Below are 23,985 nucleotides of genomic sequence, written 5' to 3' on the forward strand. Positions count from 1 at the left end.
AGTGAGCCTCCGTTTTTATGTTCTGTCGTTATATTCCGTCCGGTGGCGCTCCAGCAGCCGCGCCGCACCGGGGGTCTGTCCCAAAATTCCAAACCGGTTGGAGAAGAAGAGGGCCTCAATCTCCATGTCCGCCCCCGCTCTTGCCTTGAGCCGCCGGTCCAGAGACGTTGCCAAGGAGGCCATCACGGCCTCCTTCAGGCCGGCCTCCTCCAGCAGCTCCACCGCGCCGTCGGTGGTGGGGGCGTCAAAGACCCGCTCCACCAGCGCCCGGTCACCGCCGCACAGGGCGGTGTGGGCGGCCATGGTCTCTCCCCGGCCGTCGGCGGTGCGGGAGTGGGTGTTCATGATGCCAGCCGCCACCTTCACCAGCTTGCCCAGATGGCCCACCAGCAGCAGGGACCGGAACCCCAGTCCCCGGGCGTGGTCGATGGCCTCGCCCACATAGTTGCTGCACAGAGCCCAGCGGTCCAGCCGCAGGCCCAGCACATCCCGGGAAAAGTCCTCACCGTAGTTGCCGGGAGTGACCAGCACGTCCTCCGCTCCGCTTGCCCGCACCAGGTCCAGCTCCAGGTGGACTGAGCGGATCAGGGCCTCCTCGCTCATGGGGCGAACAATGCCGCTGGTACCCAGAATGGAGATGCCTCCCTCAATGCCCAGCCGTGGGTTAAAGGTCCCCCCTGCCAGCCGCTGGCCCTCAGGCACGGAGATGACGGCCCGCAGGCCACCGGACACGCCCGACTCCTTCAGCACAGCCTCGGCCTGCTCCCGGATCATCCGCCTGGGGGTGGAGTTGATGGCCGCCGCGCCCACAGGCTGATCCAGGCCGGGCCTGGTCACCCGGCCCACGCCCTCGCCGCCGTCAATCTCCACACCGGGTGTATCCGTCCGCTCTACTCTGGCGAAAATCAGGGTACCGTCGGTGACATCCGGGTCGTCGCCCCCGTCCTTCCGGACGGCGCAGCACGCCCAGCCCGGCCCGGCGGAGAACTCCAGCAGCTCGGCCTCCACCTGGATGCCCGCCGGGGTGTCCACCCGGACGGCGCTCAGCCGCCGCCCCAGGAGCAGCAGCTCCGCCGCCCCCCGGACCGCAGCCGCAGCGCAGGTGCCGGTGGTATAGCCGCAGCGCAGCTTCTTGTCCCCCACGTCGATATAGTGTTCCAGCTTTGCCATAGCGCCTCCCAGAGCTGACAGACGAAAAACGGGCCCTTTCCAATGGAAAGGGCCCGCGTTTTTACGTATGCCAGTACCCTCCACCTCAGAGTACGTACCGAACTGCGGCAGGTCTCCTGGCTTGCGCTTCATCCTCCAGCGTCCCTTCTCGGCCCCTGGCCAATGGACTGACGCTCTCGTCTGCGCTTACAGTAGAGGTAAGACTGCGCCGGATTTTCACCGGTCTTCCCTGTTAGGCGGCTTTCCGCCGCACCGCGTCCGCACTTTTGTATATTCAGCTCAATCGAAGTATGTCGTGTCCATTTATCACGGACGCTTTACTCATTTTCGTTTTCTTGTAAAAGACTACCCAGGAAATTGTGCCATCCGATTTGTGCATGATATCCGTTTCCCGGTACGGTTTCCAGCATAGCACAACTGTCCTTCCAAGGCAAGCCGTTCGGCGATTTTTCTATCATCGAAAAATAATATGAATCCGCCCTGTTTCATACCAAAAAAAGGGGGAACCCGCTGCCTGCGGGCTCCCCTCTCTCCGGCATGCTTCAGTCATCGTGCTCGATGGGGATGGTGCGGAGGCGCTTGCTCTTGGCCTTGCCGTCATCCTCACTCAGAATGGCCCACCGGGCCACCTCCAGCTGGGTGCGGTTCTTCCCCACCTCCAGCAGGACATGATCCCCGTCCAGCGCCGCCACGGTGCCGTGGATACCGGCCTTGGTGTACACTTTCTCGCCCACCTTCAGGCCGCGCTGAACGCTCTCCTTCTCCTTTTTCGCCTTACGGTCCGGAATAATAAAGAAAACAACCAGAACCGCTATGAGCACAACCAGAAGAATGGCATACATGATTGTTGTCTGGGTCTGTTCGGGCATTTGCTCCTCCGCCTTTCTCTGGTCAGTCCATGTGCTCCAGGACGTACTGAATACTTTGCTCCAGCATACCACAATCAGACAGATAACGCAAGATGGTATACCGCTTTTCCGGCGCGCTGGAAGCTCTGATCATATTGGCCAGCGCCTCCTTGCCGGGCAGATGGTCGGTCACGGCGGCGCCGATGCCCGCCTTCACCAGCATCTCCCGCACGGCGTCCGAGGCGGGCAGATACTTCTTCAGCTCCTCCCGGATGGGAGAGAGCTCCTCCGGCATGGCCGGGCCCAGCAGGTATTCGTACAGCAGGGCGGAGATCAGTGTGCCGAAGGCCACGGTTGTGCCGTGGGAGGGGGCCGGACGGCCCTGGTCGATGGCAGACTCCACTAGGTAGTGGGAGAAGATGTGCTCGCTGCCCGAGGCGGGGCGGGTATCGGAGCAGAGGGCCATGTTCACGCCGGTGAGGGCCAGGGCGTCAATCAGGGTGCGGATGGCCTCCTGATCACGCTCCACAATGCCGTCCAGGCAGTCCAGACAGGCCTGGGAGGTCTTGTCCACAATGTCGGCAATCAGCGGGCAGTAGTAGGCGCCGTCCACATGCCGGGCCAGAATCCAGTCGGGCAGGGCGGTACGCTTGCCCAGCATGTCGCCGAAGCCGGACTTGATCAGGTCCCAGGGTGCGGTACGCAGCACCTCCAGGTCGGCAAAGAGGCCCTGGGGGAAGGTGCAGTCCTTGAGCACCTTCTTCTTGCCGCCGATGAGCATACCGGCCACGTCGGAGCCGTAGCCGTCCATGGAGGGGCAGGTCATCACCAGCACAAAGGGCTTGCCCATCCGGCTGCCCACAAAACGGCCCAGATCGGTGATGGTGCCGCCGCCCACAGCGATGATGCCGTCTGTCTTGGGGGTCACAGCAAAAACCGCCGTGCCCACCACGGTCTCATCGTTGAAGAGGGTCCCCTGGCTGTCGTACTCCCGGACCGTCAGCTCCCAGCCCTGTTCTTTGAGATAGGCGGCCAGGCGGTCGTTGATGGCCTCTTTGGTGTGGACGTCGCAGAGCATGACCGCCCGCTTGCCCCCCAGCAGGGCCTCAAACTCGGCAGACAGGTCGGTGCGCCACATATCAGTGCAGATTCTGCGCATGGGCACAAAGTGGGTGCGCCCACAGCTGCATTCAAAGGGGTGGTTCAGGTATTGTTCCAGCAATTCCATATGGTTTTCCCCCTGTTATTCCAGTTTTCCCTGGCAGTTCCGGTATTTTCCCGGTGAAATGCCCACAATTTTACGAAAGCATTTTGTAAAATAGCTCTGGTCTACAAAGCCCACCAGGTAGGCCACGTCGGCCAGCTTCACGCTGCTGTCCAGCAGGAGCTGCTTGCTCTTCTCAATCCGCACCTGGATGACATAGTTGGAAAAGGTGGTACCTGTCTCCTCCGCAAAGAGCTTGGAGAAGTAGGAGCGGCTGAGATAGACCATTTTGGCGGTGCCCTCCAGGGTAATTTTGGAGGCGTAGTTCTGCCGGATATAGTTGATGGCCTTGGACACGGCGTAGGAGTGCTTTGTGGCGGCGGCGTCCTGTACATAGGAGGCGTATCCGCTGGCCGCGGTAGACAGCCAGACACCCATATCCGCTACCGCGGAGCAGGCGGACAGCTCATGAAAATAGGTCTCATTGAGCACGAAGATAGTATCCACTTCCGCGCCCCCGTCGATAGCCGCCCGGCTCATCATCACCAGCAGTTCCATACACCTGGCTCTTGCCGCCTCCACATTCCCGTTGGTGGAAAAGGAGATATAGCTGAGAACCTGGTTGATCTGCTGGCGGGCGCCTTCGTTGTCACCGTCTGAAATCAAATGGACCAGGCGCCGTTCCATTTCAATGGAATAGCCTGTCTGCGTACCATCTGTGCCGTTGGTGGCAAACCTGAACATCTTGTTGATGAGCTCCCACCGGTTTTCCGTGGGGGAAAAGCCTCTGTCTCTGATGCCGCAGCAGGTGAGCAGCGCGGCCAGGGTTTCGCCGAAGTGATAGCCCTTACTGGTGCTCATGACAGGAATACGAGCCAACGCGGCGATGGCCTTCTCATCCAGCCCCGGGAAGGAATCCCGATCAAACTCGTCCAGCAGGAAGGGTCCGGCCACCACACCGGTGGGAATCCCCATACGGGTGGTGCAGTAGGCGGCCACAAAGATGAAATTGAGCGGGCAGTAGTAGGTATATCGTCCATCCCACCGCTCTGCCTCCAGGCAGTTGCGCAGGTGGACCTGGAAGCAGTCGCAGTCTCCGTCCCGGCAGGGACAGTTCTCCTGGCAGAAGGAGGGCGGTCCCTCATAAAACTTTCGCTCCCGGAGATTGAGTACGCAGGTATCCACGCCGCTGATCTCCTTAAAATGGTTGGCGTACTTCTTTACGCGTTTAAGCAGACTCTCATCCATCCGGGCCTTGTCCTTTCCGCTAAACTAACAAGCAGGAGACCTGCGCAGGGCGCAGACCTCCTGCCTGATATGAAATCGGCTGTAGTAGTTGTGCGATGCTTAGTAGCTATTCTTGACAATGGTGCAGGCGCCGGTGGGACACTGGGTCTTGCAGGCGCCGCAGTTGATGCACTGATGGTCACCGGTGGAACCGGAGGGGCCGGCAATGATCTTGATGCCCGCGCTGGCGCCCAGACGGTTGGCGCCGGCCTTGATCATGGCCACAGCGTCCTCATAGGTACGGATGCCGCCGGAGGCCTTCACGCCCATCTCGGGGCCAACAGTGGCCCGCATGAGCTGCACGTCCTCCACAGTGGCGCCGCCCTTGGAGTAGCCGGTAGAGGTCTTGACGAAGGCTGCACCGGCCAGCTTGCTGATGGTGCAGGCCTTCACCTTCTCCTCGTCGGTGAGCAGGCAGGTCTCCAGAATGACCTTCACGCCGGCCCGGCCGCGGGTAGCCTCCACCACGCCCTCGATGTCCCGCTTCACCAGCTGCCAGTCCTTGGACTTGATGGCGCCCACGTTGATGACCATGTCCACCTCACGGGCGCCGTTGGTCACAGCGTCCTGAGCCTCAAAGCGCTTGGCCTCGGGGGTCTGGGTGCCGAAGGGGAAGCCGATGACGCAGCAGGGCGTCACATCGCTGCCGGAGAGCTGCTCGGCCACATAGCGGATATAGGAGGGGTTGACGCAGACGCTGGCGAAGTGATACTTCTTGGCCTCGTCACACACCTTCTTGATATCCTCCACGGAAGCCTCGGGCTTGAGCAGAGTGTGGTCAATATACTTTCCCAGAGAGGCGGGGTCCATTGCGCCGCCGGCCGCGGGGGCGGCAGGCGCGCCGGAGATGCCGTACCGGCTGCACACCTCTTCCGTTACCTTTCGGATGATTTCATTGAGTTCATTCATTTCCAATGCCATATTCATTCCTTTCCTGGCGCGGCGGGGCTGCCGCCGCGGTAGGGATCAGGGGCGTCTCACCGGGCCCGTTCCATGGCCTCGGCGGCCACCTTGGCGGTGGCAGTGAGGCCAATCCGGTCGGCGCCGGCGGTAAAGAGCTCCAGCGCCTTGTCCAGGGTCTTGACGCCGCCGTCAATTTTTATCTTCACGTTGCGGCCCAGGATCTGCCGCACAAGGAAGATCTCCTCCACCCGGGCACCCACGCCGCTGGTCATATTCTGAACTTTTACATAGTCCACGCCGCAGCGCTTGGCCAGAAGAAGGACCTGTTCTTTCTCAGATTCATTGTAGGACCCGTGCTCAAAGACCGCCTTCACCAGCGCTCTGCCCCGGGCCGCGTCCACAGCCGCGCCGAAGTCCCGGGTCACCTTGTTCCAGTTTCCCGACTTGACCGCTGCGATATCCACGGCGATGTCCAACTCCGTGGCACCGGCGTTGGTGCAGGCCCGCACGTCGGCCACCTTGGCCTCAGTGCTCATAAAGGCGCTGGGGAAGCCGATGGCGGCACACACCGCCACATTGGTTCCCGCCAGAGCCTGGGCTGCCTCTTCCACATAGTAGGGCGCCACGCACACCGCGCCCACGCCCCACTGCCGGGCCACCTGACATTCAGCCAGCAGCTTCTCACGGGTCATGTCCGCCACAAGAAGGGAGTGCTCCAGCTTGCGGGGCACCTCGGCACAGGTCACATCCCGCACGCGGGCGCCCTGGCCCTGGATGGGACAGGGACGGGGGGACGCCTTTTCCTGGGCCTCCAGCTCCCGCAGGACCTCTTCCGAAATTTTCTTGATGTCAACCATGGCTTAATCCTTTCTCGAAGGGGCCGGCACCGTATGTCCCATGATATTTTCCCCGTTAAAGGTGCAGTAATCCACAACACCGCAGATGGTGATGTCGGCGATGCACTGCTTGCCGAGGAACATGTTGGCCGCTCCGCCGTCGGTATTCACGATGACAATATCGCCCACGCCGGCGTCGGCGCAGTCAAAGGCGATCTGCCGCGCGCCCTCAGGCTGGCCATGCTCATTGAGATACTCCACGATCATCAGCTTCTGGCCCATATAGCCCTCGTCCTTGATGGTGGAGACCACGTTTCCCACGACCCGCGCCAGTCTCATGTCAGGCACCGTCCTTTCCCGGAGTATTCATGGCACAGGGGCGGATTGCCGCCCCGGCAGGGCTGCCCCTCCCCGCGCCGTATCAGGCGCGGAGAGGGACGGCCCGCGGATTGGTTACGCCTGAGGCAGAATGGCCTCCACGTCGCCGTGGGGAGAGGGGATGACGTGCACGCCGTACAGGTCGCCCACCCGCTTGGCAGCGGCGGCGCCGGCCTCGACGGCAGCCTTCACGGCGCCAACGTCGCCGCGGACCATGACGGTCACCAGGCCGGAGCCGATCTGCTCCTTGCCCACCAGATGGACGTTGGCGGCCTTCACCATGGAATCCGCAGCCTCGATAGCGCCGATCAAACCTCTGGTCTCAACCATACCCAAAGCCTGTCTCTCCATAACTTAATTCCTCCATTTTATCATAATTTTTTCGGTCTTATTGATTCGTCGGCGGCCCCGCCGCCTGGGTCTGCATGGGATTTACAGCTCTTCCCGATAGGAGTCGATAAAGCCTACAATGGCCGCGTCCGCCGGGGTGAGCTTCTTGCGGAACACCCGGGCCGCCTCCTTGGAGCCGATGAGGTACACAAAGTCCCCATAGCCCGCCTGGCGGGTGGAGTCCGCCGCGATCACCTTTCTGGTTCGCTTTCCGTTCTCGATGACCTGGACCACCAGCAGAGGGATTCCCTCCAGGTTTTCCTCCTTCACGGTGGCCACCACCGAGCCGATCACCTCGCCGGTATACATGGGACCTTACGCCTTGGCCGCGGGGGCCTTCTTGGCGGCGGGCTTCTCGTAGCCGGGGAGAATGGTCTCCACATCGTCGTGGGGGCTGGGGATGACGTGGGTACCGTACAGGTCGCCCACCCGCTTGGCAGCGGCGGCGCCAGCCTCAACGGCGGCCTTCACCGCGCCCACATCGCCGCGGACCATGACGGTCACCAGGCCGGACCCGATGCGCTCCTTGCCGATGAGATGCACGTCGGCCGCCTTCACCATAGCGTCGGCCGCCTCGATGGAGCCAACCAGGCCCCGGGTCTCTACCATACCTAACGCAAGCTTCATAATTATGTGCCTCCTGTCAGTGTCCTTGGTTTTTATGGGCAATCTGTATTACAGCAGTGCTTTGACCAGATCGGGGTGGGGAGAGGGAACCACGGTGCAGTCGGACACCAGGCCCTTCTCCCGGGCGGCGGTCCGCCCGGACTCCACAGCGGCGCGGACCGAAGCCACATCGCCGGTGAGTACCACAAAGGATTTTCCGCCCAGGCCTCGGCCCAGCCGGACCTCAATCAGGTCCACAGTGGCCGCCTTGACGGCTGCGTCGGCCGCCTGAATGGCGGCGCAGACGGAGAAGAGCTCCATGGTGCCCACGGCCTGGACGCTGCCCACATCGGTGCAGGCGTTGATGGCCCTGGGAACCTGGGGATGGATGCGGGGAATGAGCAGGCTGTCGATGAGCTTGCCGCCCGCCATGGCGGCGCCGGCCTGGACGCTGGCGTTGACCGCGTCCACCTCACCGGCTACCACCACCACGTACTTGCCGGCGCAGACCGTACCGGCGGAGATGAGCTCCACATGGGCCGCCTTGAGCATGGCGTCCCCCGCCTCAATGCCCTTGGGGATGCTCTGAACTTCAATGGCTCCTAATGCTGTCCTCATGCTCTCACCTCCACATAGGTCTGAGTGACCTCGGTCACTGTACCGTCAATACTGGCGTGGATTTTCGCGCCCAGCCCCTTCTCCGGCAGGTCCAGAATCAGCTGGCCCCGGATGACCCGGTCGCCCGGCTTCACCACCGGCCGTCCCGGAGCCCCGGTGTGCATCTTGGTGGGGATGCGCACCACGGGGACAGGCAGCAGCCCGGTCTCCATGGGGGCAGGCACATCGTAGTCCTCAATTCCCAGACGGGCGATAAGCCGCCCGGTGGGAAGGCGCTTGTCTTCAATGTACCGGTCCGGCTCGCCCATCCGGTCCCGGTTGGCCCGCAGGCCCTTCTGCATCAGGCTGCCCTTGAGCATCTTCATGATGTGGGAGGGTTTCAGGCCGAAATTACAGGCGTAGTAAGTACAAAGTCCGCAGTCGCAGCAGGAGAGAATACCGGCCACGTCGCCCACCAGATCGGCGCCGCAGGCCACCGCCCGCATGGCCTTGTGGGGACTGGTCCCCAGGCCCAGGGCGTGCCGGGGGCACATCTGGGTGCACATGGTGCACTGGCAGCACACCGACTGCATCACCTTCAGGTTGATTTCCGGGTTCTTCCGCTCCAGAAGGGGATGGCTGCGGGGAATCACCAGCACGCCGCCGGTGGTCTTGGTGACGCTCTGCTCCCAGTTCTCCGTCACGGCGCCCATGCAGGGGCCGCCCACGATGAGCACGCTGTCCTCCTCCAGAGGGCCGCCGGCGTACTCCACCAGCGCGGAGAGGGGGGTGCCGATGGGCACCCGGATGGTGCAGGGGGCCTTGACCGCCCCGCCCACGGTGACGTACTTGTCGGTCACCGGCTCACCCCGGACCGCCTTTGCCACGTTGACCAGTGTGCTCACGTTGTTGACCACACAGCCCACGTCCTTGGGCAGTCCTCCCGGGGGAACCACCCGGCGGGTAACCTCGTAGATGATCTGCTGCTCGTCGCCGGCGGGATAGAAGCTGTCCACAATGTGGAGCCGGATCTTCTTCTCGTGCTTGAGCACGTCCCGCAGGGCCCGGATAGCGCCGGTATAGTGCTCCTTGAGGAAGATAATTCCCTCCTTGGCGCCTACCAGCTCCATCTCGATCCGCAGGCCCTCCACAACGTCCCGGGCCTCAAACTCCATGACCTGCTGGTCCACCCGCAGCAGAGGCTCGCACTCAGCGCCGTTGGCGATGACGAACTCCGCCTGGCAGTCCAGCTTCACATGGGTGGGGAACCCGGCGCCGCCGGCGCCTACCACGCCCGCGTCGCGAATCATTGCCAGCTTATCCATAGGCTCAGATAATCCGGAGATCGCCCTTGAGCACGCAGCGGCGGGCACGGGTAAAGGTGCGGGCGCTGGTGAGTCCCTCACCGGTGGGGGTGGCGATGGTCAGGGTGGCGAAGCCCTGGCCGCCGAAGCCCAGGCCGGAGTAAGACGGGGCGTTCTTGACGAAAATGGTGGTGTCCAGGGCGGCTGCCGCCTGGGTCATGTGCTTGATGTTGGTGGAGTGAATCATGGCGGAGTGGTGGCAGCCCCGCTCGGCCCGCACCGCCTCAGCCACGGCCTCGTCGATGTCCTTCACCCGGACAATGCCCAGGACAGGCATCAGCATCTCCACCATGACAAAGGGATGGTACTTGTCCACCTCGGCGATGACCAGCCGGGGATTGCCCTGGTAGGACACGCCGCTCTCCTGAAGGATGTAGGTGGCGTCCCGGCCCACGAACTTCCGGTTGATGACGTGCTTGCCGTCCTTCTCCAGCAGCACGGTGCGCACCACCTTGTCGATGTCGGCGCCGGAGATCCGCCAAGCGCCGCAGCGCTGGACCATCTCGTTCATCAGCGCGTCGGCGATGTTCTCAAAGGCGAACACCTCTTTTTCCGCCACGCAGAGGACGTTGTTGTCAAAGCTGGCGCCGTCCACAATGGTCTTGGCCGCATAGGGGATGTCCACGGTGTCATCCACAATGACGGGCGGGTTGCCAGGTCCGGCGGCCACCACCCGCTTGGGGTACTTCATGGCCGCGGCCACAACCGCCTCGCCGCCGGTGATGGAGAGCAGCCGGATGTCCTTGGAGGCCATGATGGCCTCGCCGGTCTGCAGGGTGGGCACCTTCACGGTGGCGATGAGGGCAGGCGGGCCGCCTGCCTCCACAATGGCCTCATTGAGGATACGCATGGCCTCCTGGGAGGCGTGCTTGGCTGCCGGGTGGGGGTTGAACACCACGGCATTGCCGGCGGCGATCATGCTGATGGAGTTGTTGATGATGGTCGCCGTGGGGTTGGTGGAGGGGGTGATGGAGCCGATGACCCCCCAGGGGGCGCCCTCCACGATGGTCAGGCCGTCGTCCCCGCTGAAAGCCTGGGTCACCAGGTCCTCAATGCCGGGGGTCTTGTTGGCGGCCAGCTGGTTTTTCAGGATCTTGTGGGCCACGCTGCCGTACTTGGTCTCGCTGTGGGCCAGCTCAGCCAGGTACTCAGCGTTTTTCAGGGCCGCGGCGCGCATGGCGGCGATAAACCGTCCCCGCTCTTCCAGACCCATGGCATGGAGCCTCTGCTGGGACGCTTTCGCGTTGGCGATGGCCTCCTCGGCAGTATCGCACATCCAGCAGCCGGAAGCAGGCGTACATCCGCCGCCCCCTGCCAGCTCCGCCGCAGTCTCCCGGGCAATTCGCTCGATCTCGCTTCTGTTGAGCACGTTCTCACTACCTCTCTGCTGTCGGCAGTTTTAGTTGGGACTGAACTGCTGCTTACTGAAACTTCTGGAATACCCGCTTGTTGTCGATATCGATGTGGTCGATGATGGCCACAATGGACTGATCCACCGGCTTGTTCTCCGTGGCTGCGGTCTGACGGGAGGAGCTGCCTCCCACCAGCATGACCACTTCGCCTTCACCGGCGCCCACTGCGTCCACCACCACGATGGGGCTTCCCTTCTCCTCCATGGTCTCCAGGTCAATGGGCTTGACCACCAGGAGCTTCAGTCCCATCAGCTTTTCCGCTTTGTTGGTGCTGACCACTGTTCCCTTGACTCTCGCGATCTGCATGTCAATCCTCCCATCTGCTAAACACGGACGATTCGGATATTCAGCTCCGCGGCCTTGTCCAGGGCCGAGGGGGTGATAATGGCGTTGGAGGCACAGCGCAGCTCCTGCGCGCCCGCCTGTCCGGCGTCCATCATGTCCCGCTCGGTGACCAGCGTCAGGAGGGGTTTGCTTCCCAGCTCCGCCGTCCAGTCAAAGGCTGTGACGGTGACGCCCATATCCTCCAGCGCCTCGATGGCGTCCAGCACCTTTTCGAAAAATGTGTTTCGTTTGAACCGCATAGGCTGGAAATCCAGCCAGATGTGTACGTCCTTCCCCCACAGGAGGGTGCGGAGCACCAGGTCCTCCAGCAGCCCCTCATCCTCCCCTTTTGCCAGACGGCTGAGGGTGGAGGTGCGGGGCGAGAGGAGCAGCACGGTCTCCACACCGGCGGCCTCCTCAATGTAGTCCTGCTCTCCCTCGGGCGTCCCCTGCACCGCAGGGACCTGCTCGTAGTGGAGATGGTCTCCAAAGAGGAGATAGCGTACATTGCCGCCGAAGGTCTCCCGCACCTGCTTGAAAATTCTGTCCGGCAGGGCCAGCGGCGCGGATATGATGGCCAGTGTGTCCGGCGCCTCGGGCTTCGCCGCCTGAGCGGCGTCCACCGCTCTGCACACCTCCGCCGTAATCCGCGCAATCAGTGCCTGCCGTTCCAGACTGTCCAATCCATCGCCCCCTTTCGGCACAGCCGCCTCGCTCAGATGATCTCCAGCAGGTCGCCGTTCTTCATCTGCGCGCAGTTGGCCTCGTCAAAATCGATGTGGACCTCCAGGTCGTGTCCTGTCCCGGACCGGACCGCCACATGCTCAAACACCACGGCCCTGGGTCCCTCGCTTCTCAGCCGGACCTGGTCGCCGCTCTTGAGGCCGTAGACCGCGGCCTGTTCGGGGGAGATGTGGAGGTGCCTTGCGGCCACGATGACGCCCTCCTTCAGCTCCAGGCTCCCGCAGGGGCCCGTCAGGCGGCAGCCCGGTGTGCCCGCGATGTCTCCCGACATGCGCACCACCGGCTTGATGCCCGCCGCGAAGGCGTCGGTCACCGACAGCTCCACCTGGGTGTCCTTCCGGACAGGGCCCAGGACCCGGAGACCGCTCAGCTTTCCCTTGGGGCCCTCCACCGTCACCTTCTCCTCGCAGGCGAACTGTCCCGGCTGGGACAGGGCCTTCATGGGGGTGAGCTGGTGGCCGGGACCAAAGAGGGCCTCCACTGCCGCCTGAGTCAGGTGGACATGCCGGTTGGAGATCCCCACGGGGACAAATCCCCGGCCCGTGTTCTTCCGGGCGGAGAGCAGGGTGTCCTTGGTGACCTGCCGCTTAATCTCTTCCCGGGTCATAGGCAACCCTCGCTTTCTCAGCAGCTGGACTGCTGGTCAGGACCAGCGCAGCCGTACCGCTCTTTTATATAAAGATACCATACAGCCCACCGCTGTTGCAAGACCAGCAGTCCAATTGATACAAATTACTCCTTGAAGCTGGCGATGAGATCGGCCAGAGTCTCGACGGCCTCCTTCTCATCCTCGCCGTCGGCGTAGAGCACGGCCTCTTCGCCCTGGGCCAGGCCCAGAGAGAGCAGCATGATGATGGACTTGGCGTTGTACTTGTCCTCCTCGCCTACGCGCTGGAGCTCGATCTTGGACTTGAACTTACCCGCCTGGCTGACAAACTCGGAGGCAGGGCGGGCGTGAAGACCGGTCTTGTTCTGGATCTTAATCTGCTTGGAATACATAGCAACTGTCCCCTTTCTTATCGGGCCGCGAAGGCCTCCAGACGGGCGCGGATCTCCGTCTCCGTCTTCATGTTCTTGACCTCTTCCGCCAGGGCTCTGGCCTCATCCATGTTCAGCCCGCGGATGACCCGCTTGGCCGCCGCCATGGAGGCAAGACCCATAGAGAGCTTGTCGATGCCCAGGCCCACCAGCACGGGGATGGCCAGGGTGTCGCCGCCCAGCTCGCCGCAGACGCTCACCGGCTTGCCGGCCGCGCCGAAGGTCTTGGCGATGTGGCCCAGCATGCGGAACACGCCGGGATGGTAGTCCTGATAGTAGGGCTTTACCGCCGGGTTCATCCGGTCGGCAGCGCAGAGGTACTGGGTCAGGTCGTTGGTGCCCACGCTGACAAAGTCCACCTCATCGGCCACCAGGTCGGCGATGAGGGCCACGGAGGGCACCTCAATCATAATGCCTACCGGCACCTCGTGGTTCCAGGGGATACCCTCGGCGTCCAGGGCGGCGCCCTGCTCGGCGATGAAGGCCTTGGCCTTGCGGATTTCATCCAGGGCGCCCACCATGGGCATCATGATGCGCAGGTTGCCGTGGACGGAGGCGCGCAGAGCCGCCCGGATCTGGGCCCGGAAGAGCTCCGGCCGGACCAGGGACAGCCGCAGGCCGCGGATGCCCAGGAAGGGATTGTCCTCCTTGGGCAGCTCCAGACGGTCCAGCTGCTTGTCGCCGCCGATATCCATGGTGCGGAGAATCACCGGCTTGTCGCCGAAGGCCTCCAGCACCTTCTTATAGGTCTCGTACTGCTCATCCTCAGTGGGAAGATGGTCGCCGTTGAGATAGAGGAACTCGGTGCGGAACAGGCCGCAGCCGTCGGCGTACTCGGCGCCGGAGAGCTCATGGTCATTGGCGGCAGCCACGTTCAGACGGACGCTGATGTGGCGGCCGTCGGTGGTGACCGGCTCGGTGGCCAAATAGGTCTTGGTCTCCAGCAGTTCGGCTTTTACCTTCTCCGCCTTGGCCCGGTAGGCCGCCAGCTCCTCTTCGCCGGAGCCGGTGATCACCTCGCCCGTCACCGCGTCCAGCACCACCTGCTCACCGGCGGTCAGCTTGGTCATGGCGTTGGGGATGCCCAGCACGGCGGGGATCTCATAGCTGCGGGCGATGATGGCGGTGTGGGAGGTAGCGCCGCCCACCTGGGTGACGATACCCAGCACGTTCTCCCGGTCCAGGGACACGGTGTCCGAGGGATAGAGGTCGTCGGCCACCACGATGACCGGCTTCTCCAGGGAGGAGAGGTTCTGCTCCTTCTCCCCCGCCCAGCAGCGCAGCAGACGGGTCTTCACGTCCCGCAGGTCGGAGGCCCGCTCACGCATCATCTCGTTCTTGCTCTTGCCCAGCACCATAATGTAGGTGCTGTATGTCTGGTCGATGGCCGCATCAGGGCTCATCAGGTCATTCTGGATCAGGTTGCGGATCTCCTCATCCATGGCCGGATCCAGCAGGATCTCCCGGTGGGCATAGATGATTGCCGCCTTGTCCGGATCTCGCTCCAGCATGCGGGCTTCCAGCTCATCCAGCTCGGCCTTGGCCCGCGCCCGGGTCTCCTCATAGGCCCGGACCGCCTGTTCCACATTGCTTTTCTCGATGTAAGTCACAACCGGAGTGGCTTTGAAGGGCTCATAGAGCAGGACCTCTCCGATCACAACACCTTTGGATACGGGTTTCCCTACCAGTCTCATGTTAAATACCTCCGGGCCGCAGCCAACTGTCCGATCTCTGGTTCTATGAAAGGGACATCTGGCAAGCCGGTTGTGCGCGGACTTACCAGATGCCCTTCAGAAGCAGCGGGTTACAAATTACTCCGTACCGTTACGAAGAGCCGTTGTATATACTACCCTATTGCTGCTCAGATGTCCAGCGTGTAGCCGGGATTGAAGAGATAGATGGCGCGGGAGCCCTTGATGGGCACGCCCTCGGGATTCAGGGTGACGCGGAAGCGGATGAGCACGGGAACACCGGGATCCATGCCGAACAGCTCGGCCTCACGGGGCTCCAGGGTGGCCACGGCCAGCTCGTCCACGCCCTTGGCGGAGATGTGGCCGAACTTCTCCATGACGGCGAAGGTGGACTTGCCGCCCTCGAACATCTCACGCTCCACGCCGGGATAGAACTTGGAGGGCATGTAGGAGAACTCCAGGCCCACGACCTTGTCGTCGGCGAAGAGGAGGCGCTCCATCACGTTGACCTCGTCGCCCTCCTCCAGCTGGAGGCGCTTGGCAACCTGGGGCCAGGCAGGACGCTTCTCGAAGGTGAGAATGCGGTTGCCGGGCTTCTGGCCGCGCTTCTTGGCCTCGCCGGTGAAGCTGTGGTTGCCGGTCACCAGGCCCCACAGATAGGGCTTGCGGACGCGGACCTGATCGCCGGCGCCGGGAACGCGCTCCAGAGCGCCCTCGTAGACCAGGTCGCCGATGCCCTCGCGGACGGTCTTCTCGTCGCCGCCGAACTTAGCCACCAGAGTGGCCACGTCGGGCATAACCTCGTTCTCCTTGTACTCTCCCTTACGGATGGCATCGTACATCTTGACAGCAAGTGCGTTCATGTGACAGCTCCCCTTTATCGTTTCATTTTAATTGATATCCGCGTTTTTTCAGTCCGTTCTGCCATTCCTTCCCCCTGAAACAACCTTCAGGGGACGGGGCCGAACCCTCGTCCCCTGAAGGTTGCCATTCCGAAGCCTGTGCTCCGGTCCGGTCAGAGGTGTGTATGGATGGCACATTGCCAACTCCGGTAGCCGGTTTCAGGCTGCTCCGCCGGTACTGGAGGGTGGCTCACACATAGGTTGGCGCCGGCCTTAGGCCTGAGCCGCTTCCACGTTCATGTACTGATCAGCATACTCCTCGGAGGCGCCGAAGAACATGAACCAGCCCTTGCGGTGGGTCTTGAAGTGCCACAGAGCAAGCACATAAACCACCACACAGACGGCCATCAGGATGAACTTCATGGCGCCGGGGGCGGAGAAGGCCTTCATAACCACATAGCAGGGAGGAATGGCGGACACGCACCAAGAGGTGATGTAAGTCGCGCCCTCGGGCAGGGTCTGACCGGCAGTCTCAGCCATCTGAGTGAAGTAGCCGGCCGTATCAGTGGCGATGTAGTGGACGATGGAGTACCAGATGGTACCGGTGATGGTAGCGTTGAGAATGTTGCCCTTGAACACGGCGACAGCGCCGATGGCCATAAAGGGCATGGCAGGAATGTCAGCCACGGGGATGATGCGGTTGCCGGGCAGGAACACGGCGGTGATGATGAGGATGGGGATGAGCAGCAGGCCGGTGGTCAGGGTAGCGGTCTCGCCGAAGTAGACGGCGGGGTCGATACCGATGTTGAAGGCCTTGCGGTTCATCTTACCGCTGCGCACCCGGGCGTTCAGGGTCTGGCTGACGGGGATGAGGCCCTTAACAAACATACCGGAGACGGTGGGATAGATAACCAGCATGGCGGCCAGGGTCAGAGCGAAGGGGAAGATCTTGGTGCCCCAGGTGACGGTGCTGCCGATCTCGCCCCAGTAGGCCACGATGCCCATGAGCAGGCCCATGATGATGCCGATCATGGCGGGCTCGCCCAGGAAGCCCAGCTTCTCCTGGATCTTCTCGGGGCTCAGCTGCACTTCCTTGATGTGCAGCTTGTTGATGATCCAGCGGAGAAGGCCGGCCAGAATTGCGATGTTGGTAACGCATACGCAGGTACAGGTCAGGCCTTCATAGCCGTAGTACTCCTGGAGAGCGGGAGCAAGGAAGTCTGCGATGAAGAGCACGATCAGGTTCATGAACAGGCAGGCCAGCAGACCGATGACGAAGCTGCCGGTGACGAACTGGACCATGATGCCCCACACCACGAAGTAGTAGTAGTTCCAGATATCGGTGGGCTGGAAGGTATCGGTAACCCTGGTGAAGAAGAGCACCAGGTTCCAGACCAGGCCAACGATGAAGTAGGTCATGCCGAGACCGTTGCTGTACACGATGGCGGCGGCGGCAGGCCAGCCGATATCCACCACGTCAAAGGTCTTGCCGATGTTGCCGGAGATCAGCACCATCACGGTGTTGAGCTGTCCCCAGAGGATGTTCAGGATCAGGTTGAATGCGGTCAGGCCGATGGCCATGAAAATTGCTGCACGGGCGCCCTTCTTCGCGGGCACACGCAGAGCCAGACTCAGGATGAAGATAACGATGGGGACCAGGATGGTTACGCCGAAAACGTCCAGGAATTGATTCTTAAATATGGTTCCGGCTTGTACTAAAAAGTCCATAGTTTACCTCCCAATTTTCCATGTTGTTACAACCGCATTGTCAGGCAGCATGGAGAGGAGTGGGCGCCGCCGGAGGCGGCAGCCCATTCCAAGTCCTGGGTTTTACCCTCCCACGACCTGCTTAATGGTGTCGAGCAGCAGCTGGGAAAACTCCTCCTTGCCCACGCCGGTAAACATGGGCAGGCCGATCAGGACGGGAGCGCCGCTCTTGTTGGTGGCCTGTGTCTTGCCGGTGGCGACGATGATGTCAGTCTCCAGGTTGGGGATCTCCGTGATCTTGTGGGGCTCGATTTTGTAGGAGATCTTCTTGGACTTGAGCAGCTTCTCAATCTCCTCCGTCACCACCGAGGTAGTGAAAATACCGCCGCCGCAGCAAACACAAATCGTAACAGTTTTTGCCATACCATACACGCTCCTTTTTTTGTTTCAGTCATGATGTCTTTTGCTCGCTGTGTGAAATGGTCTTCTGTCTGTCAGCCGATATTCAGAAGTCCTTCCAGAATACCGTCCAGCTTTTTCAGCAGTTCGGCCTTGGACTGGGCGTTCAGCAGGCTCTCGACAGCAGCCTTGTCGGAGAAGGCCGCGGCAAACTTCCGCAGCACTGCCAGCTGGCTCTTGGGGTCGATGATGCCGAAGAGGAACACGATCTGCACCGACACATCGTCTCCCGAGCGGTCCATGGATTTGAAGATAACAGGCTTTTCCATGGTAGCGATGGAGACAAAGGGCTCGTTGCAGCCGTCCGCAATGTGGGGGATGGCCAGGGGGATGGGCATCTCCAGGCCGGTGGGGAACTCCTTCTCCCGCTCCTGAATCTTCTCGATGTAGAGGTCGGTGACCAGCCCCTGGGCCTTGGCCAGGTTGGCCAGGGTATCGATGGCCTGGGCAGAGTCCTCAAAGGTCTGGTGCAGGAGAATCAGGTCCTCATTGGTTCTCATTTTCAGCTCGCTCATGATACCACTCCTCCTCTTAGTACCAGCCCACGTCGTTGACGGCCTTGACCATCATGGCCACGTTCTCCTCGGGGGAGCCGGGGCCCACCTCGCAGCCGGCCATGAACTCGAAGCGGCCGGGCATGAGGGCCTTGCCCTTCTCGATGATCTCGCAGCTGGCCTTGTAGACCTCCTCGGGGGTGCCGTTCATGATGATGGCGGGGTCCAGGTTGCCGCAGATGGCGCAGTCGGGGAAGAACTTGGCGGCGTCCTCCAGAGAGATCTCCTTGCCGACGGAGAGCATGCCCCGCTTGCCGGGCTGATGGAAGGGAACCTCCGCCCAGTAGGGCAGGTTCAGGTTGTGGTCGCCGCACATGTGCATGTACACAGCCTTGGCGCCCATCTCCAGCACCTTGGAGTTGAGCTCCTTCACGTAGGGCATGGAGAACTCCTCCAGAATCTTGGGGGAGATGAGGGCGTTGGACTCAGTGGGAGACACGGCACGGGCCAGCACACGGCCGGGGCCGAAGGTGCCGATAAAGTACTCGGCCACCTGGAGGATATGGTCGGTCATTTTCCGCAGGGCGGCATGGGCCATGTCGGGGTCGATGAGCACGCACTCCAGGAAGCTGGGCACGCCGAACAGGTTGGCGGCGTGGGTGAAGGGGGTGCCGCAGATGAAGGCGATCTCGCTGCCCTCAGCCTCCTGCATCTTGGCGAACTCCATCTCGTGGGGGATGCAGCCGGCGGTCTTCACGTCGGGCAGCTGGAGGGAGTCGATGTCAAAGTCCTCCCAGTCCTTGATGGGCCGCTCGGAGACCTCGGGACCAAAGGCGTTCTCGTCCTTCTTGTACTCGATCTTGCCGCCGAACTCACCGGCGCCGTAAGCTACGAAGGTGTAGAAGGGGCCGCCGTCGAAGCCGAAGTCCTCATAGGTCTTCTTCTGGCACTCGAAGCTGGCTCTGGGGTCGCGGTACACCGAAGCCACGGGGATACCCACGTGCTTGGCGCAGAAGGCGTAGCCCTTATGTACTACAGGGACGCGGTCCTGGGGCTGCTTGTTGTAAAGGGCTTCAATGCGTTCATGGCCGGTCATTTCAGGCTTTCTCACGCTGATGTCCCTCCTTATATTTATTCCATCCAGGGCTTCAGAACCACCTTGATGGCCTCGCCCTGCTGGATCATGCGCACGCCTTCGGGCATCTGCTCCAGAGGCAGCGCGTGGGTGATGATGCGGGTATCGATGCGGCCGGCAGCCAGCAGCTCATAGCCCTTGGCGAAATCGGCGGCGGAGTAGGAGTAGGCGCCGAAGATACGCAGGCGCTTATAGTGGATGAGGTTGCCGTCCATGGTGGTCCAGGGGTTATCCTTGGCCAGACCGCCGAACAGGCACAGGCGGCCTTCCTTGCGCAGCAGCTCCACGCCCTGCTGATGGGGCTTGGCGGAGGGGCAGGCCACGATGCACACGTCGGCGCCGCGGCCGTCGGTGATCTCCATAACCCGCTGCACCAGGTCCTCCTGGGAGGAGACGATGAAGTGGGTGCCGCCGAACTCATGGCACTTGTCCAGGCGGTCCTTGTTCAGCTCAGCCATGATGATCTTGGTGGCGCCGTGGAGCTTGGCGATCTGAGCGTGGAGGCAGCCGATGGGGCCGGAACCCACGATGACCACGGTATCGCCCATGCCCACCTTCAGGTCGTCCTGGGCCTTCACAACGGAGGCCAGCAGCTCGGCCAGGATCATGGGCTCCAGGTCGGCGTCGTCAGGCACCTTGATGATCTGGCCGCGGGCCAGCATATCGCCGGGGAATACCATGTACTGGGCGAAGCCGCCGGGGAAGCTGGTGCCGGCCACCTGGATGTTGTCGCACAGGCCGGGCATCTTGTTGACGCAGTAGTAGCACTTGCCGCAGGGGATGGCGGGGTTGGCCACGACCTTGTCGCCCACCTTCCAGCCGGTGACGTTCTTGCCTACCTTCTCAACATAGCCGGCATTCTCATGACCCAGAATGACGGGGTAGTTGATCTTGGCAGAGCCTACGGAGTAGGTGCGCACGTCAGAGCCGCACAGGCCCACGGAGTCAATCTTGATGAGCAGACCGTCGTCCGGGCACTCGGGCACCGGAATGTCCCGCATCTCCACCTGAGCCTTGCCGGTGAGATAAAGAGCCTTCATAGTGGTATTCCTCCTATTATGTAAAGTTTTTAATTGATATTCAAGTCCTTTTCCTTCCGCTGGTGTCCGATGGATTACCAGCCCCGGCGAACCGCCTCGTCCACGATCTCAGCGGCGGCGCGGGTGCCCTGACGGGTGACGCCGGCCTCATAGTAGGCCATGAAGTCCTCCAGGGTACGGATGCCGCCGGCAGCCTTGACCTGGATCTTGGGGTCGGTGTGGGCCCGCATCAGCTTCACGTCCTCCAGCTTGGCGCCGGTGGGGGTGTAGCCGGTGGAGGTCTTGACGAAGTCCACGCCGGCGGCGTTGGAGATCTCGCAGCACTTGATAATCTCCTCGGGGGTGAGGAAATAGTTCTCAAAGATAACCTTCACGATGACGTTGCGCTTGTGGCAGGCTTCCACGATGGCGTCCAGCTCGGCCTTGGCGTAGTCATACATGCCGGAGCGGACCAGGCCGATGGGAAGCACGGTGTCCAGCTCCTCGGCGCCGTCGTCGATGTTGGCCAGAGCCTCGGCCACCTTCATCTTGGTGGTGCTGTTGCCGTGGGGGAAGGCGGCGGAACCGCCAACCTTAACGCCGGTGCCCTGAAGGCGCTTGGCGCAGTAGGCCACGTCGTAGCCCTTGGCACAGACAGACGCCATCTTGTACTTGATGGCCTGGTCAATGAGCTGGTCGATATCGTCCCGGGTAAACTGAGGCTGGAGCAGGGAGATGTCCATCATCCCGGCGATCTGGGCGGCAGTAAGCTGACTCATGATGTATGTTCCTCCTTACATATGTCCGGTACTGATACTTCCTGAGAGATTCAGAATTTATTGAACCAGAACTTGGGCATCCGGCCCTCTTTGATGTAGCCGTAGACCTCGTCGCAGGCGATGGTGGCGCCGATGATGGCGGCCTGCTTGGAGGCGCCGCCCAGGTGAGGCGTGGCGGTGACGTTCTCCAGCTCGTAGAGCTTGGAGGTCGCCTTGGGAGGCTCATCCTCGAACACGTCCAGACCGGCGCCGCCCAGGCGGCCCTCCTTCAGGGCGGCGTACAGGGCGTCATAGTCCACCAGCTGGGGACGGGCGGTGTTGATGAGGATGGCGCCGGGCTTCATCAGGGCGATCTTCTCGGCGCTGATCATGCCGGCAGTCTCCTTGGTGTACTTGGTGTGGAGGGAGATGTAATCACTCTGGGAGAGAACGGTGTCCAGGTCGGTGAAGACGTAGTCGGGATACTGGGCCCGGACTGCCTCGGGGATGTAGGGATCGTAGATGAGCACCTTGCTGCCGAAGCCGTTGTGCATGATCTTGGCCACCTTGCTGCCGATGGCGCCGAAGCCCACCAGGCCCAGGGTGCCGCAGGAGCACTCATTGCCCACATGCTCGTTGGCATACAGGTCGCCGCGCCACTGGTTCTGATAGCGCAGGCAGTAGTGGCTGTAGGCGATGTTGCGGCTGACCGACATGATGAGACCCACGGCGAACTCGGCCACAGCGCCGGAGTTACGGCCGGGTGCGTAGATGACGGGAATCTTCCGCTCGGTGCAGGCGGCGGTGTTCACGTTCACCGGGCCGCCGCGGCCCAGGGCGATGACCTTCAGGTTGGGCGCGTTGTCGATAACCTTCTTGGTAATGCAGCCGGTGTGGGTCAGGATAATCTCTGCATCCTTCACCAGGTCCAGCAGTTCCTCATCAGTGCCGGAGTACTCAGCGACCTCGTCGTTGGACTCCATGGGAACCACGGGCCACTGCAGCTGGTGAGCAGCGTACTCAAAGGTCATGCCGCTGTCTGCAAAGCGCTTCTCGAATGCCTCTTTCCAAATTTCGTTGGTAATAAAACGGTCACCTAACAGCAGGACTTTCATCTTGACCACTCCTTATTCGGCTCTCATCGAGCTTGTCATTCTCTACAAAAAATTCTATGTTTTTGCCCCCTTCTTATATAGAAAAATCATGTGGTTTTTAGGATTTTTATCGTCAGTTGTCAAACTGAATAAATTATTTTACATGGCCCCATCCCCTTTTGTGCGATTTGATTTTTCCTTGCGTACCAATGGAAAGAGGCCTCTGCCGTGTCCCGGCGGAGGCCTCTTTTGTGTTTGTGTGTCCTCACCTTACAATTTTACAAAACAGGGTTTTCTGTGGCGGTAGACTACACAGTAATCCCAGCCCAGATCACGCAGAAACTGGTACCCCTCGTTCAGATGGTCTCCCACCCATTTGACCTGATGGGCGTCGGACCCAACGGTGATGAATTCTCCCCCCAGCTCCCGGTAGCGGCGGAGGATGGCCGCCGTGGGTGTGGTCCGCTCTCCCATCCCATACCTCCAGCAGGAGGTGTTGAGCTCCAGTCCCTTTCCGTCCGCCACCGCCGTGCGGAGGATCTCGTCCACCACATCGGTGTACAGGCTGTCGCTGGGCACATAGGGCGCATAGCGGTCCAGCAGGTTGAGATGGGCCAGCACATCATAGTCCTTGAACAGGGTGATGCACAGCAGCACGTGCTCATAATACTGCCTAAAAGCCTGCTCCACACTCACCCGCTTGTCCCGGGCCAGCTCGTCAAAGGTCCGCTCCCGGGTGGAGTGGAAGGACCCCAGAATAAAGTCGTAGTCGTAGTCGCGGGCGGCAGCCTCACAGAGCGCCATGGTCTCGCCGGGCAGGATCCCCATCTCCAGTCCTCTGAATACCTCCAGCCGCCCCTCATAGTCCTGGGCCAGCCGCTCCATGGCCCTGTGATAGGCCGGGGTGGGCTGGCCGGTCCGGTGGACCGGATTGGGGTAGTCCGGATGATAGTGGTCCGTAATGGCGATGCCCCGCAGCCCCTTGCGGACCGCCTCGTCCGCCACGGCCTCCATGGGCGACTGTGAGTCAGTGGAAAAATCAGTGTGCAGATGCATGTCATAGGGGCGGAACATCTCCCCTCACTCCTCTCATCTTTGTAAAAATGTACACTTTTTAGGAATATTATTTTCCCTCTCTCCCTGTCTTCGCAACCGGATTGCTTTCCGGCATTCCTTCCGTTATAATTGGGATATATCCCAGAAGGCGCGCGGCAGGTTTTCTATGTGTTGTTAGTATAACCATTTCTTTCTCCCGCGTCAAACGGAACAGGAGGCATACTGATGCAGTTTTTCATTCCTGTCATTACCATGCTGGTCCTTGCGCTGATCATCCACTTTGCCCTGGCCCGTCCTCAGAGAAAGCGGGAGGAGCGGTACGCCCTGATGGTAGCGGCCCTGAAGCCCGGCTGCAAGGTCCACGCAGGCGGCGGCATTTACGGCACGGTTCTGGAGGTGCACAAGGACAGCTTTGTTCTCTCCTCTGCCCCTGGGAAAACCAAGCTGGAGTTTGATCTCCAGGCTCTGGAGGGTCTGGACGGCTTTGATGTCCGGAGCGAGCGCAGACGTCAGAAGGACCTGCGGAAGGCGCGTTTCCAGCGCCAGAACGAGCAGCCCTCCGGCACGGATCAGCGCCCCGATCCCTACGGACTCCGTTCGCCCAAAGGTCCTCATCTCTAAGCAATTCT

27 protein-coding genes, 1 pseudogene and 1 riboswitch are annotated in these 23,985 nt (G+C 61.6%); of the genes and pseudogenes, 1 reads left to right on the forward strand and 27 read right to left on the reverse strand.

What is annotated here, in order from left to right; genetic code table 11:
- Positions 1-15: 15 nt before the first annotated feature.
- The 27 genes and pseudogenes from cbiD to ACOX7T_RS05635 form a co-directional block, all read right to left on the reverse strand.
- Positions 16-1,170 carry a cobalt-precorrin-5B (C(1))-methyltransferase CbiD gene (cbiD, locus tag ACOX7T_RS05505; RefSeq protein ID WP_433440671.1) on the reverse strand — a complete coding sequence of 385 codons (1,155 nt, stop codon included), beginning with the start codon at positions 1,168-1,170 and terminating at the stop codon, positions 16-18.
- Positions 1,171-1,259: 89 nt separating this feature from the next.
- A riboswitch (cobalamin riboswitch) is annotated at positions 1,260-1,442 on the reverse strand.
- Between the two features lie 270 nt (positions 1,443-1,712).
- On the reverse strand, positions 1,713-2,039 hold the full coding sequence (gene yajC / locus ACOX7T_RS05510; RefSeq protein ID WP_433440673.1) for a preprotein translocase subunit YajC: 327 nt from the start codon (positions 2,037-2,039) through the stop codon (positions 1,713-1,715).
- Between the two features lie 22 nt (positions 2,040-2,061).
- The gene (locus ACOX7T_RS05515) at positions 2,062-3,246 is read right to left on the reverse strand and encodes a sn-glycerol-1-phosphate dehydrogenase (protein WP_433440675.1); all 1,185 of its coding nucleotides are present in this window, start codon (positions 3,244-3,246) and stop codon (positions 2,062-2,064) included.
- A 15-nt stretch (positions 3,247-3,261) separates the two neighbouring features.
- Positions 3,262-4,470, reverse strand: coding sequence for a helix-turn-helix domain-containing protein (locus tag ACOX7T_RS05520; protein ID WP_433440677.1), 1,209 nt, complete (start codon positions 4,468-4,470; stop codon positions 3,262-3,264).
- Between the two features lie 201 nt (positions 4,471-4,671).
- Positions 4,672-5,319 (reverse strand): annotated as a pseudogene (gene deoC / locus ACOX7T_RS05525) (deoxyribose-phosphate aldolase); the annotation flags it as partial.
- Positions 5,320-5,486: 167 nt separating this feature from the next.
- Positions 5,487-6,269, reverse strand: coding sequence for a deoxyribose-phosphate aldolase (gene deoC, locus ACOX7T_RS05530; RefSeq protein ID WP_433440679.1), 783 nt, complete (start codon positions 6,267-6,269; stop codon positions 5,487-5,489).
- Between the two features lie 3 nt (positions 6,270-6,272).
- A complete protein-coding gene (locus ACOX7T_RS05535) occupies positions 6,273-6,587 on the reverse strand; it encodes a EutN/CcmL family microcompartment protein (protein WP_433440681.1) in 315 nt (104 codons plus the stop codon).
- 114 nt (positions 6,588-6,701) lie between these two features.
- Positions 6,702-6,977, reverse strand: coding sequence for a BMC domain-containing protein (locus tag ACOX7T_RS05540; protein ID WP_294547622.1), 276 nt, complete (start codon positions 6,975-6,977; stop codon positions 6,702-6,704).
- 81 nt (positions 6,978-7,058) lie between these two features.
- Entirely contained in the window at positions 7,059-7,325 is a 267-nt protein-coding gene (locus ACOX7T_RS05545; protein WP_433440683.1) for a EutN/CcmL family microcompartment protein, read from the reverse strand.
- 6 nt (positions 7,326-7,331) lie between these two features.
- Complete coding sequence (locus ACOX7T_RS05550) at positions 7,332-7,643, reverse strand: BMC domain-containing protein (protein ID WP_294547617.1); 312 nt, start codon at positions 7,641-7,643, stop codon at positions 7,332-7,334.
- Between the two features lie 48 nt (positions 7,644-7,691).
- On the reverse strand, positions 7,692-8,240 hold the full coding sequence (locus ACOX7T_RS05555) for a BMC domain-containing protein (RefSeq protein WP_433440685.1): 549 nt from the start codon (positions 8,238-8,240) through the stop codon (positions 7,692-7,694).
- On the reverse strand, positions 8,237-9,544 hold the full coding sequence (locus ACOX7T_RS05560) for an SLBB domain-containing protein (RefSeq protein WP_433440687.1): 1,308 nt from the start codon (positions 9,542-9,544) through the stop codon (positions 8,237-8,239). Before ACOX7T_RS05560 ends, ACOX7T_RS05555 begins: the two co-directional genes overlap by 4 nt.
- A gap of 4 nt (positions 9,545-9,548) precedes the next feature.
- Positions 9,549-10,952, reverse strand: coding sequence for an aldehyde dehydrogenase family protein (locus ACOX7T_RS05565; protein WP_294547608.1), 1,404 nt, complete (start codon positions 10,950-10,952; stop codon positions 9,549-9,551).
- 52 nt (positions 10,953-11,004) lie between these two features.
- Complete coding sequence (locus tag ACOX7T_RS05570; protein ID WP_294547606.1) at positions 11,005-11,301, reverse strand: EutN/CcmL family microcompartment protein; 297 nt, start codon at positions 11,299-11,301, stop codon at positions 11,005-11,007.
- 17 nt (positions 11,302-11,318) lie between these two features.
- Entirely contained in the window at positions 11,319-12,002 is a 684-nt protein-coding gene (locus ACOX7T_RS05575) for a hypothetical protein (protein ID WP_294547604.1), read from the reverse strand.
- 32 nt (positions 12,003-12,034) lie between these two features.
- Entirely contained in the window at positions 12,035-12,670 is a 636-nt protein-coding gene (gene pduL, locus ACOX7T_RS05580; RefSeq protein WP_433440690.1) for a phosphate propanoyltransferase, read from the reverse strand.
- 125 nt (positions 12,671-12,795) lie between these two features.
- Positions 12,796-13,062: an HPr family phosphocarrier protein gene (locus tag ACOX7T_RS05585; protein WP_294547601.1), complete on the reverse strand. Its 267-nt coding sequence runs from the start codon at positions 13,060-13,062 to the stop codon at positions 12,796-12,798.
- 17 nt (positions 13,063-13,079) lie between these two features.
- Complete coding sequence (ptsP, locus tag ACOX7T_RS05590) at positions 13,080-14,795, reverse strand: phosphoenolpyruvate--protein phosphotransferase (RefSeq protein WP_294547598.1); 1,716 nt, start codon at positions 14,793-14,795, stop codon at positions 13,080-13,082.
- Positions 14,796-14,962: 167 nt separating this feature from the next.
- Positions 14,963-15,655, reverse strand: coding sequence for a GntR family transcriptional regulator (locus tag ACOX7T_RS05595; protein ID WP_433440693.1), 693 nt, complete (start codon positions 15,653-15,655; stop codon positions 14,963-14,965).
- Between the two features lie 252 nt (positions 15,656-15,907).
- Positions 15,908-17,362, reverse strand: coding sequence for a PTS transporter subunit IIC (locus ACOX7T_RS05600; RefSeq protein ID WP_433440695.1), 1,455 nt, complete (start codon positions 17,360-17,362; stop codon positions 15,908-15,910).
- A gap of 102 nt (positions 17,363-17,464) precedes the next feature.
- Positions 17,465-17,764, reverse strand: coding sequence for a hypothetical protein (locus tag ACOX7T_RS05605; protein ID WP_433440697.1), 300 nt, complete (start codon positions 17,762-17,764; stop codon positions 17,465-17,467).
- Between the two features lie 71 nt (positions 17,765-17,835).
- Complete coding sequence (locus tag ACOX7T_RS05610; protein ID WP_433440699.1) at positions 17,836-18,315, reverse strand: PTS sugar transporter subunit IIA; 480 nt, start codon at positions 18,313-18,315, stop codon at positions 17,836-17,838.
- Positions 18,316-18,331: 16 nt separating this feature from the next.
- Positions 18,332-19,405, reverse strand: coding sequence for a uroporphyrinogen decarboxylase family protein (locus tag ACOX7T_RS05615; RefSeq protein ID WP_433440701.1), 1,074 nt, complete (start codon positions 19,403-19,405; stop codon positions 18,332-18,334).
- Between the two features lie 20 nt (positions 19,406-19,425).
- Positions 19,426-20,469, reverse strand: a complete 1,044-nt coding sequence (locus ACOX7T_RS05620) for an alcohol dehydrogenase catalytic domain-containing protein (protein ID WP_433440703.1) — start codon at positions 20,467-20,469, stop codon at positions 19,426-19,428.
- 74 nt (positions 20,470-20,543) lie between these two features.
- The gene (deoC, locus tag ACOX7T_RS05625; RefSeq protein ID WP_433440705.1) at positions 20,544-21,227 is read right to left on the reverse strand and encodes a deoxyribose-phosphate aldolase; all 684 of its coding nucleotides are present in this window, start codon (positions 21,225-21,227) and stop codon (positions 20,544-20,546) included.
- Between the two features lie 50 nt (positions 21,228-21,277).
- Positions 21,278-22,321, reverse strand: coding sequence for a 2-hydroxyacid dehydrogenase (locus tag ACOX7T_RS05630; protein WP_433440707.1), 1,044 nt, complete (start codon positions 22,319-22,321; stop codon positions 21,278-21,280).
- 249 nt (positions 22,322-22,570) lie between these two features.
- Entirely contained in the window at positions 22,571-23,374 is an 804-nt protein-coding gene (locus ACOX7T_RS05635) for a histidinol-phosphatase HisJ family protein (protein WP_433440709.1), read from the reverse strand.
- 207 nt (positions 23,375-23,581) lie between these two features.
- Here ACOX7T_RS05635 and yajC (ACOX7T_RS05640) point away from each other — a divergent pair, with 207 nt between their 5' ends.
- Positions 23,582-23,977: a preprotein translocase subunit YajC gene (gene yajC, locus ACOX7T_RS05640; RefSeq protein WP_433440711.1), complete on the forward strand. Its 396-nt coding sequence runs from the start codon at positions 23,582-23,584 to the stop codon at positions 23,975-23,977.
- Positions 23,978-23,985: the final 8 nt, after the last annotated feature.

The organism is Pseudoflavonifractor sp. (assembly GCF_050943825.1).
GTDB lineage: Bacteria > Bacillota > Clostridia > Oscillospirales > Oscillospiraceae > Pseudoflavonifractor.

Excerpts from the sequence above, each read along its gene's own strand:
- cbiD (WP_433440671.1), bottom strand. The coding sequence starts at position 1,170 with ATGGCAAAGCTGGAACACTATATCGACGTGGGGGACAAGAAGCTGCGC.
- yajC (WP_433440673.1), bottom strand. The coding sequence starts at position 2,039 with ATGCCCGAACAGACCCAGACAACAATCATGTATGCCATTCTTCTGGTT.
- ACOX7T_RS05515 (WP_433440675.1), bottom strand. The coding sequence starts at position 3,246 with ATGGAATTGCTGGAACAATACCTGAACCACCCCTTTGAATGCAGCTGT.
- ACOX7T_RS05520 (WP_433440677.1), bottom strand. The coding sequence starts at position 4,470 with ATGGATGAGAGTCTGCTTAAACGCGTAAAGAAGTACGCCAACCATTTT.
- deoC (WP_433440679.1), bottom strand. The coding sequence starts at position 6,269 with ATGGTTGACATCAAGAAAATTTCGGAAGAGGTCCTGCGGGAGCTGGAG.
- ACOX7T_RS05535 (WP_433440681.1), bottom strand. The coding sequence starts at position 6,587 with ATGAGACTGGCGCGGGTCGTGGGAAACGTGGTCTCCACCATCAAGGAC.
- ACOX7T_RS05540 (WP_294547622.1), bottom strand. The coding sequence starts at position 6,977 with ATGGAGAGACAGGCTTTGGGTATGGTTGAGACCAGAGGTTTGATCGGC.
- ACOX7T_RS05545 (WP_433440683.1), bottom strand. The coding sequence starts at position 7,325 with ATGTATACCGGCGAGGTGATCGGCTCGGTGGTGGCCACCGTGAAGGAG.
- ACOX7T_RS05550 (WP_294547617.1), bottom strand. The coding sequence starts at position 7,643 with ATGAAGCTTGCGTTAGGTATGGTAGAGACCCGGGGCCTGGTTGGCTCC.
- ACOX7T_RS05555 (WP_433440685.1), bottom strand. The coding sequence starts at position 8,240 with ATGAGGACAGCATTAGGAGCCATTGAAGTTCAGAGCATCCCCAAGGGC.
- ACOX7T_RS05560 (WP_433440687.1), bottom strand. The coding sequence starts at position 9,544 with ATGGATAAGCTGGCAATGATTCGCGACGCGGGCGTGGTAGGCGCCGGC.
- ACOX7T_RS05570 (WP_294547606.1), bottom strand. The coding sequence starts at position 11,301 with ATGCAGATCGCGAGAGTCAAGGGAACAGTGGTCAGCACCAACAAAGCG.
- pduL (WP_433440690.1), bottom strand. The coding sequence starts at position 12,670 with ATGACCCGGGAAGAGATTAAGCGGCAGGTCACCAAGGACACCCTGCTC.
- ACOX7T_RS05585 (WP_294547601.1), bottom strand. The coding sequence starts at position 13,062 with ATGTATTCCAAGCAGATTAAGATCCAGAACAAGACCGGTCTTCACGCC.
- ptsP (WP_294547598.1), bottom strand. The coding sequence starts at position 14,795 with ATGAGACTGGTAGGGAAACCCGTATCCAAAGGTGTTGTGATCGGAGAG.
- ACOX7T_RS05595 (WP_433440693.1), bottom strand. The coding sequence starts at position 15,655 with ATGAACGCACTTGCTGTCAAGATGTACGATGCCATCCGTAAGGGAGAG.
- ACOX7T_RS05600 (WP_433440695.1), bottom strand. The coding sequence starts at position 17,362 with ATGGACTTTTTAGTACAAGCCGGAACCATATTTAAGAATCAATTCCTG.
- ACOX7T_RS05605 (WP_433440697.1), bottom strand. The coding sequence starts at position 17,764 with ATGGCAAAAACTGTTACGATTTGTGTTTGCTGCGGCGGCGGTATTTTC.
- ACOX7T_RS05610 (WP_433440699.1), bottom strand. The coding sequence starts at position 18,315 with ATGAGCGAGCTGAAAATGAGAACCAATGAGGACCTGATTCTCCTGCAC.
- ACOX7T_RS05620 (WP_433440703.1), bottom strand. The coding sequence starts at position 20,469 with ATGAAGGCTCTTTATCTCACCGGCAAGGCTCAGGTGGAGATGCGGGAC.
- deoC (WP_433440705.1), bottom strand. The coding sequence starts at position 21,227 with ATGAGTCAGCTTACTGCCGCCCAGATCGCCGGGATGATGGACATCTCC.
- ACOX7T_RS05630 (WP_433440707.1), bottom strand. The coding sequence starts at position 22,321 with ATGAAAGTCCTGCTGTTAGGTGACCGTTTTATTACCAACGAAATTTGG.
- ACOX7T_RS05635 (WP_433440709.1), bottom strand. The coding sequence starts at position 23,374 with ATGTTCCGCCCCTATGACATGCATCTGCACACTGATTTTTCCACTGAC.
- yajC (WP_433440711.1), top strand. The coding sequence starts at position 23,582 with ATGCAGTTTTTCATTCCTGTCATTACCATGCTGGTCCTTGCGCTGATC.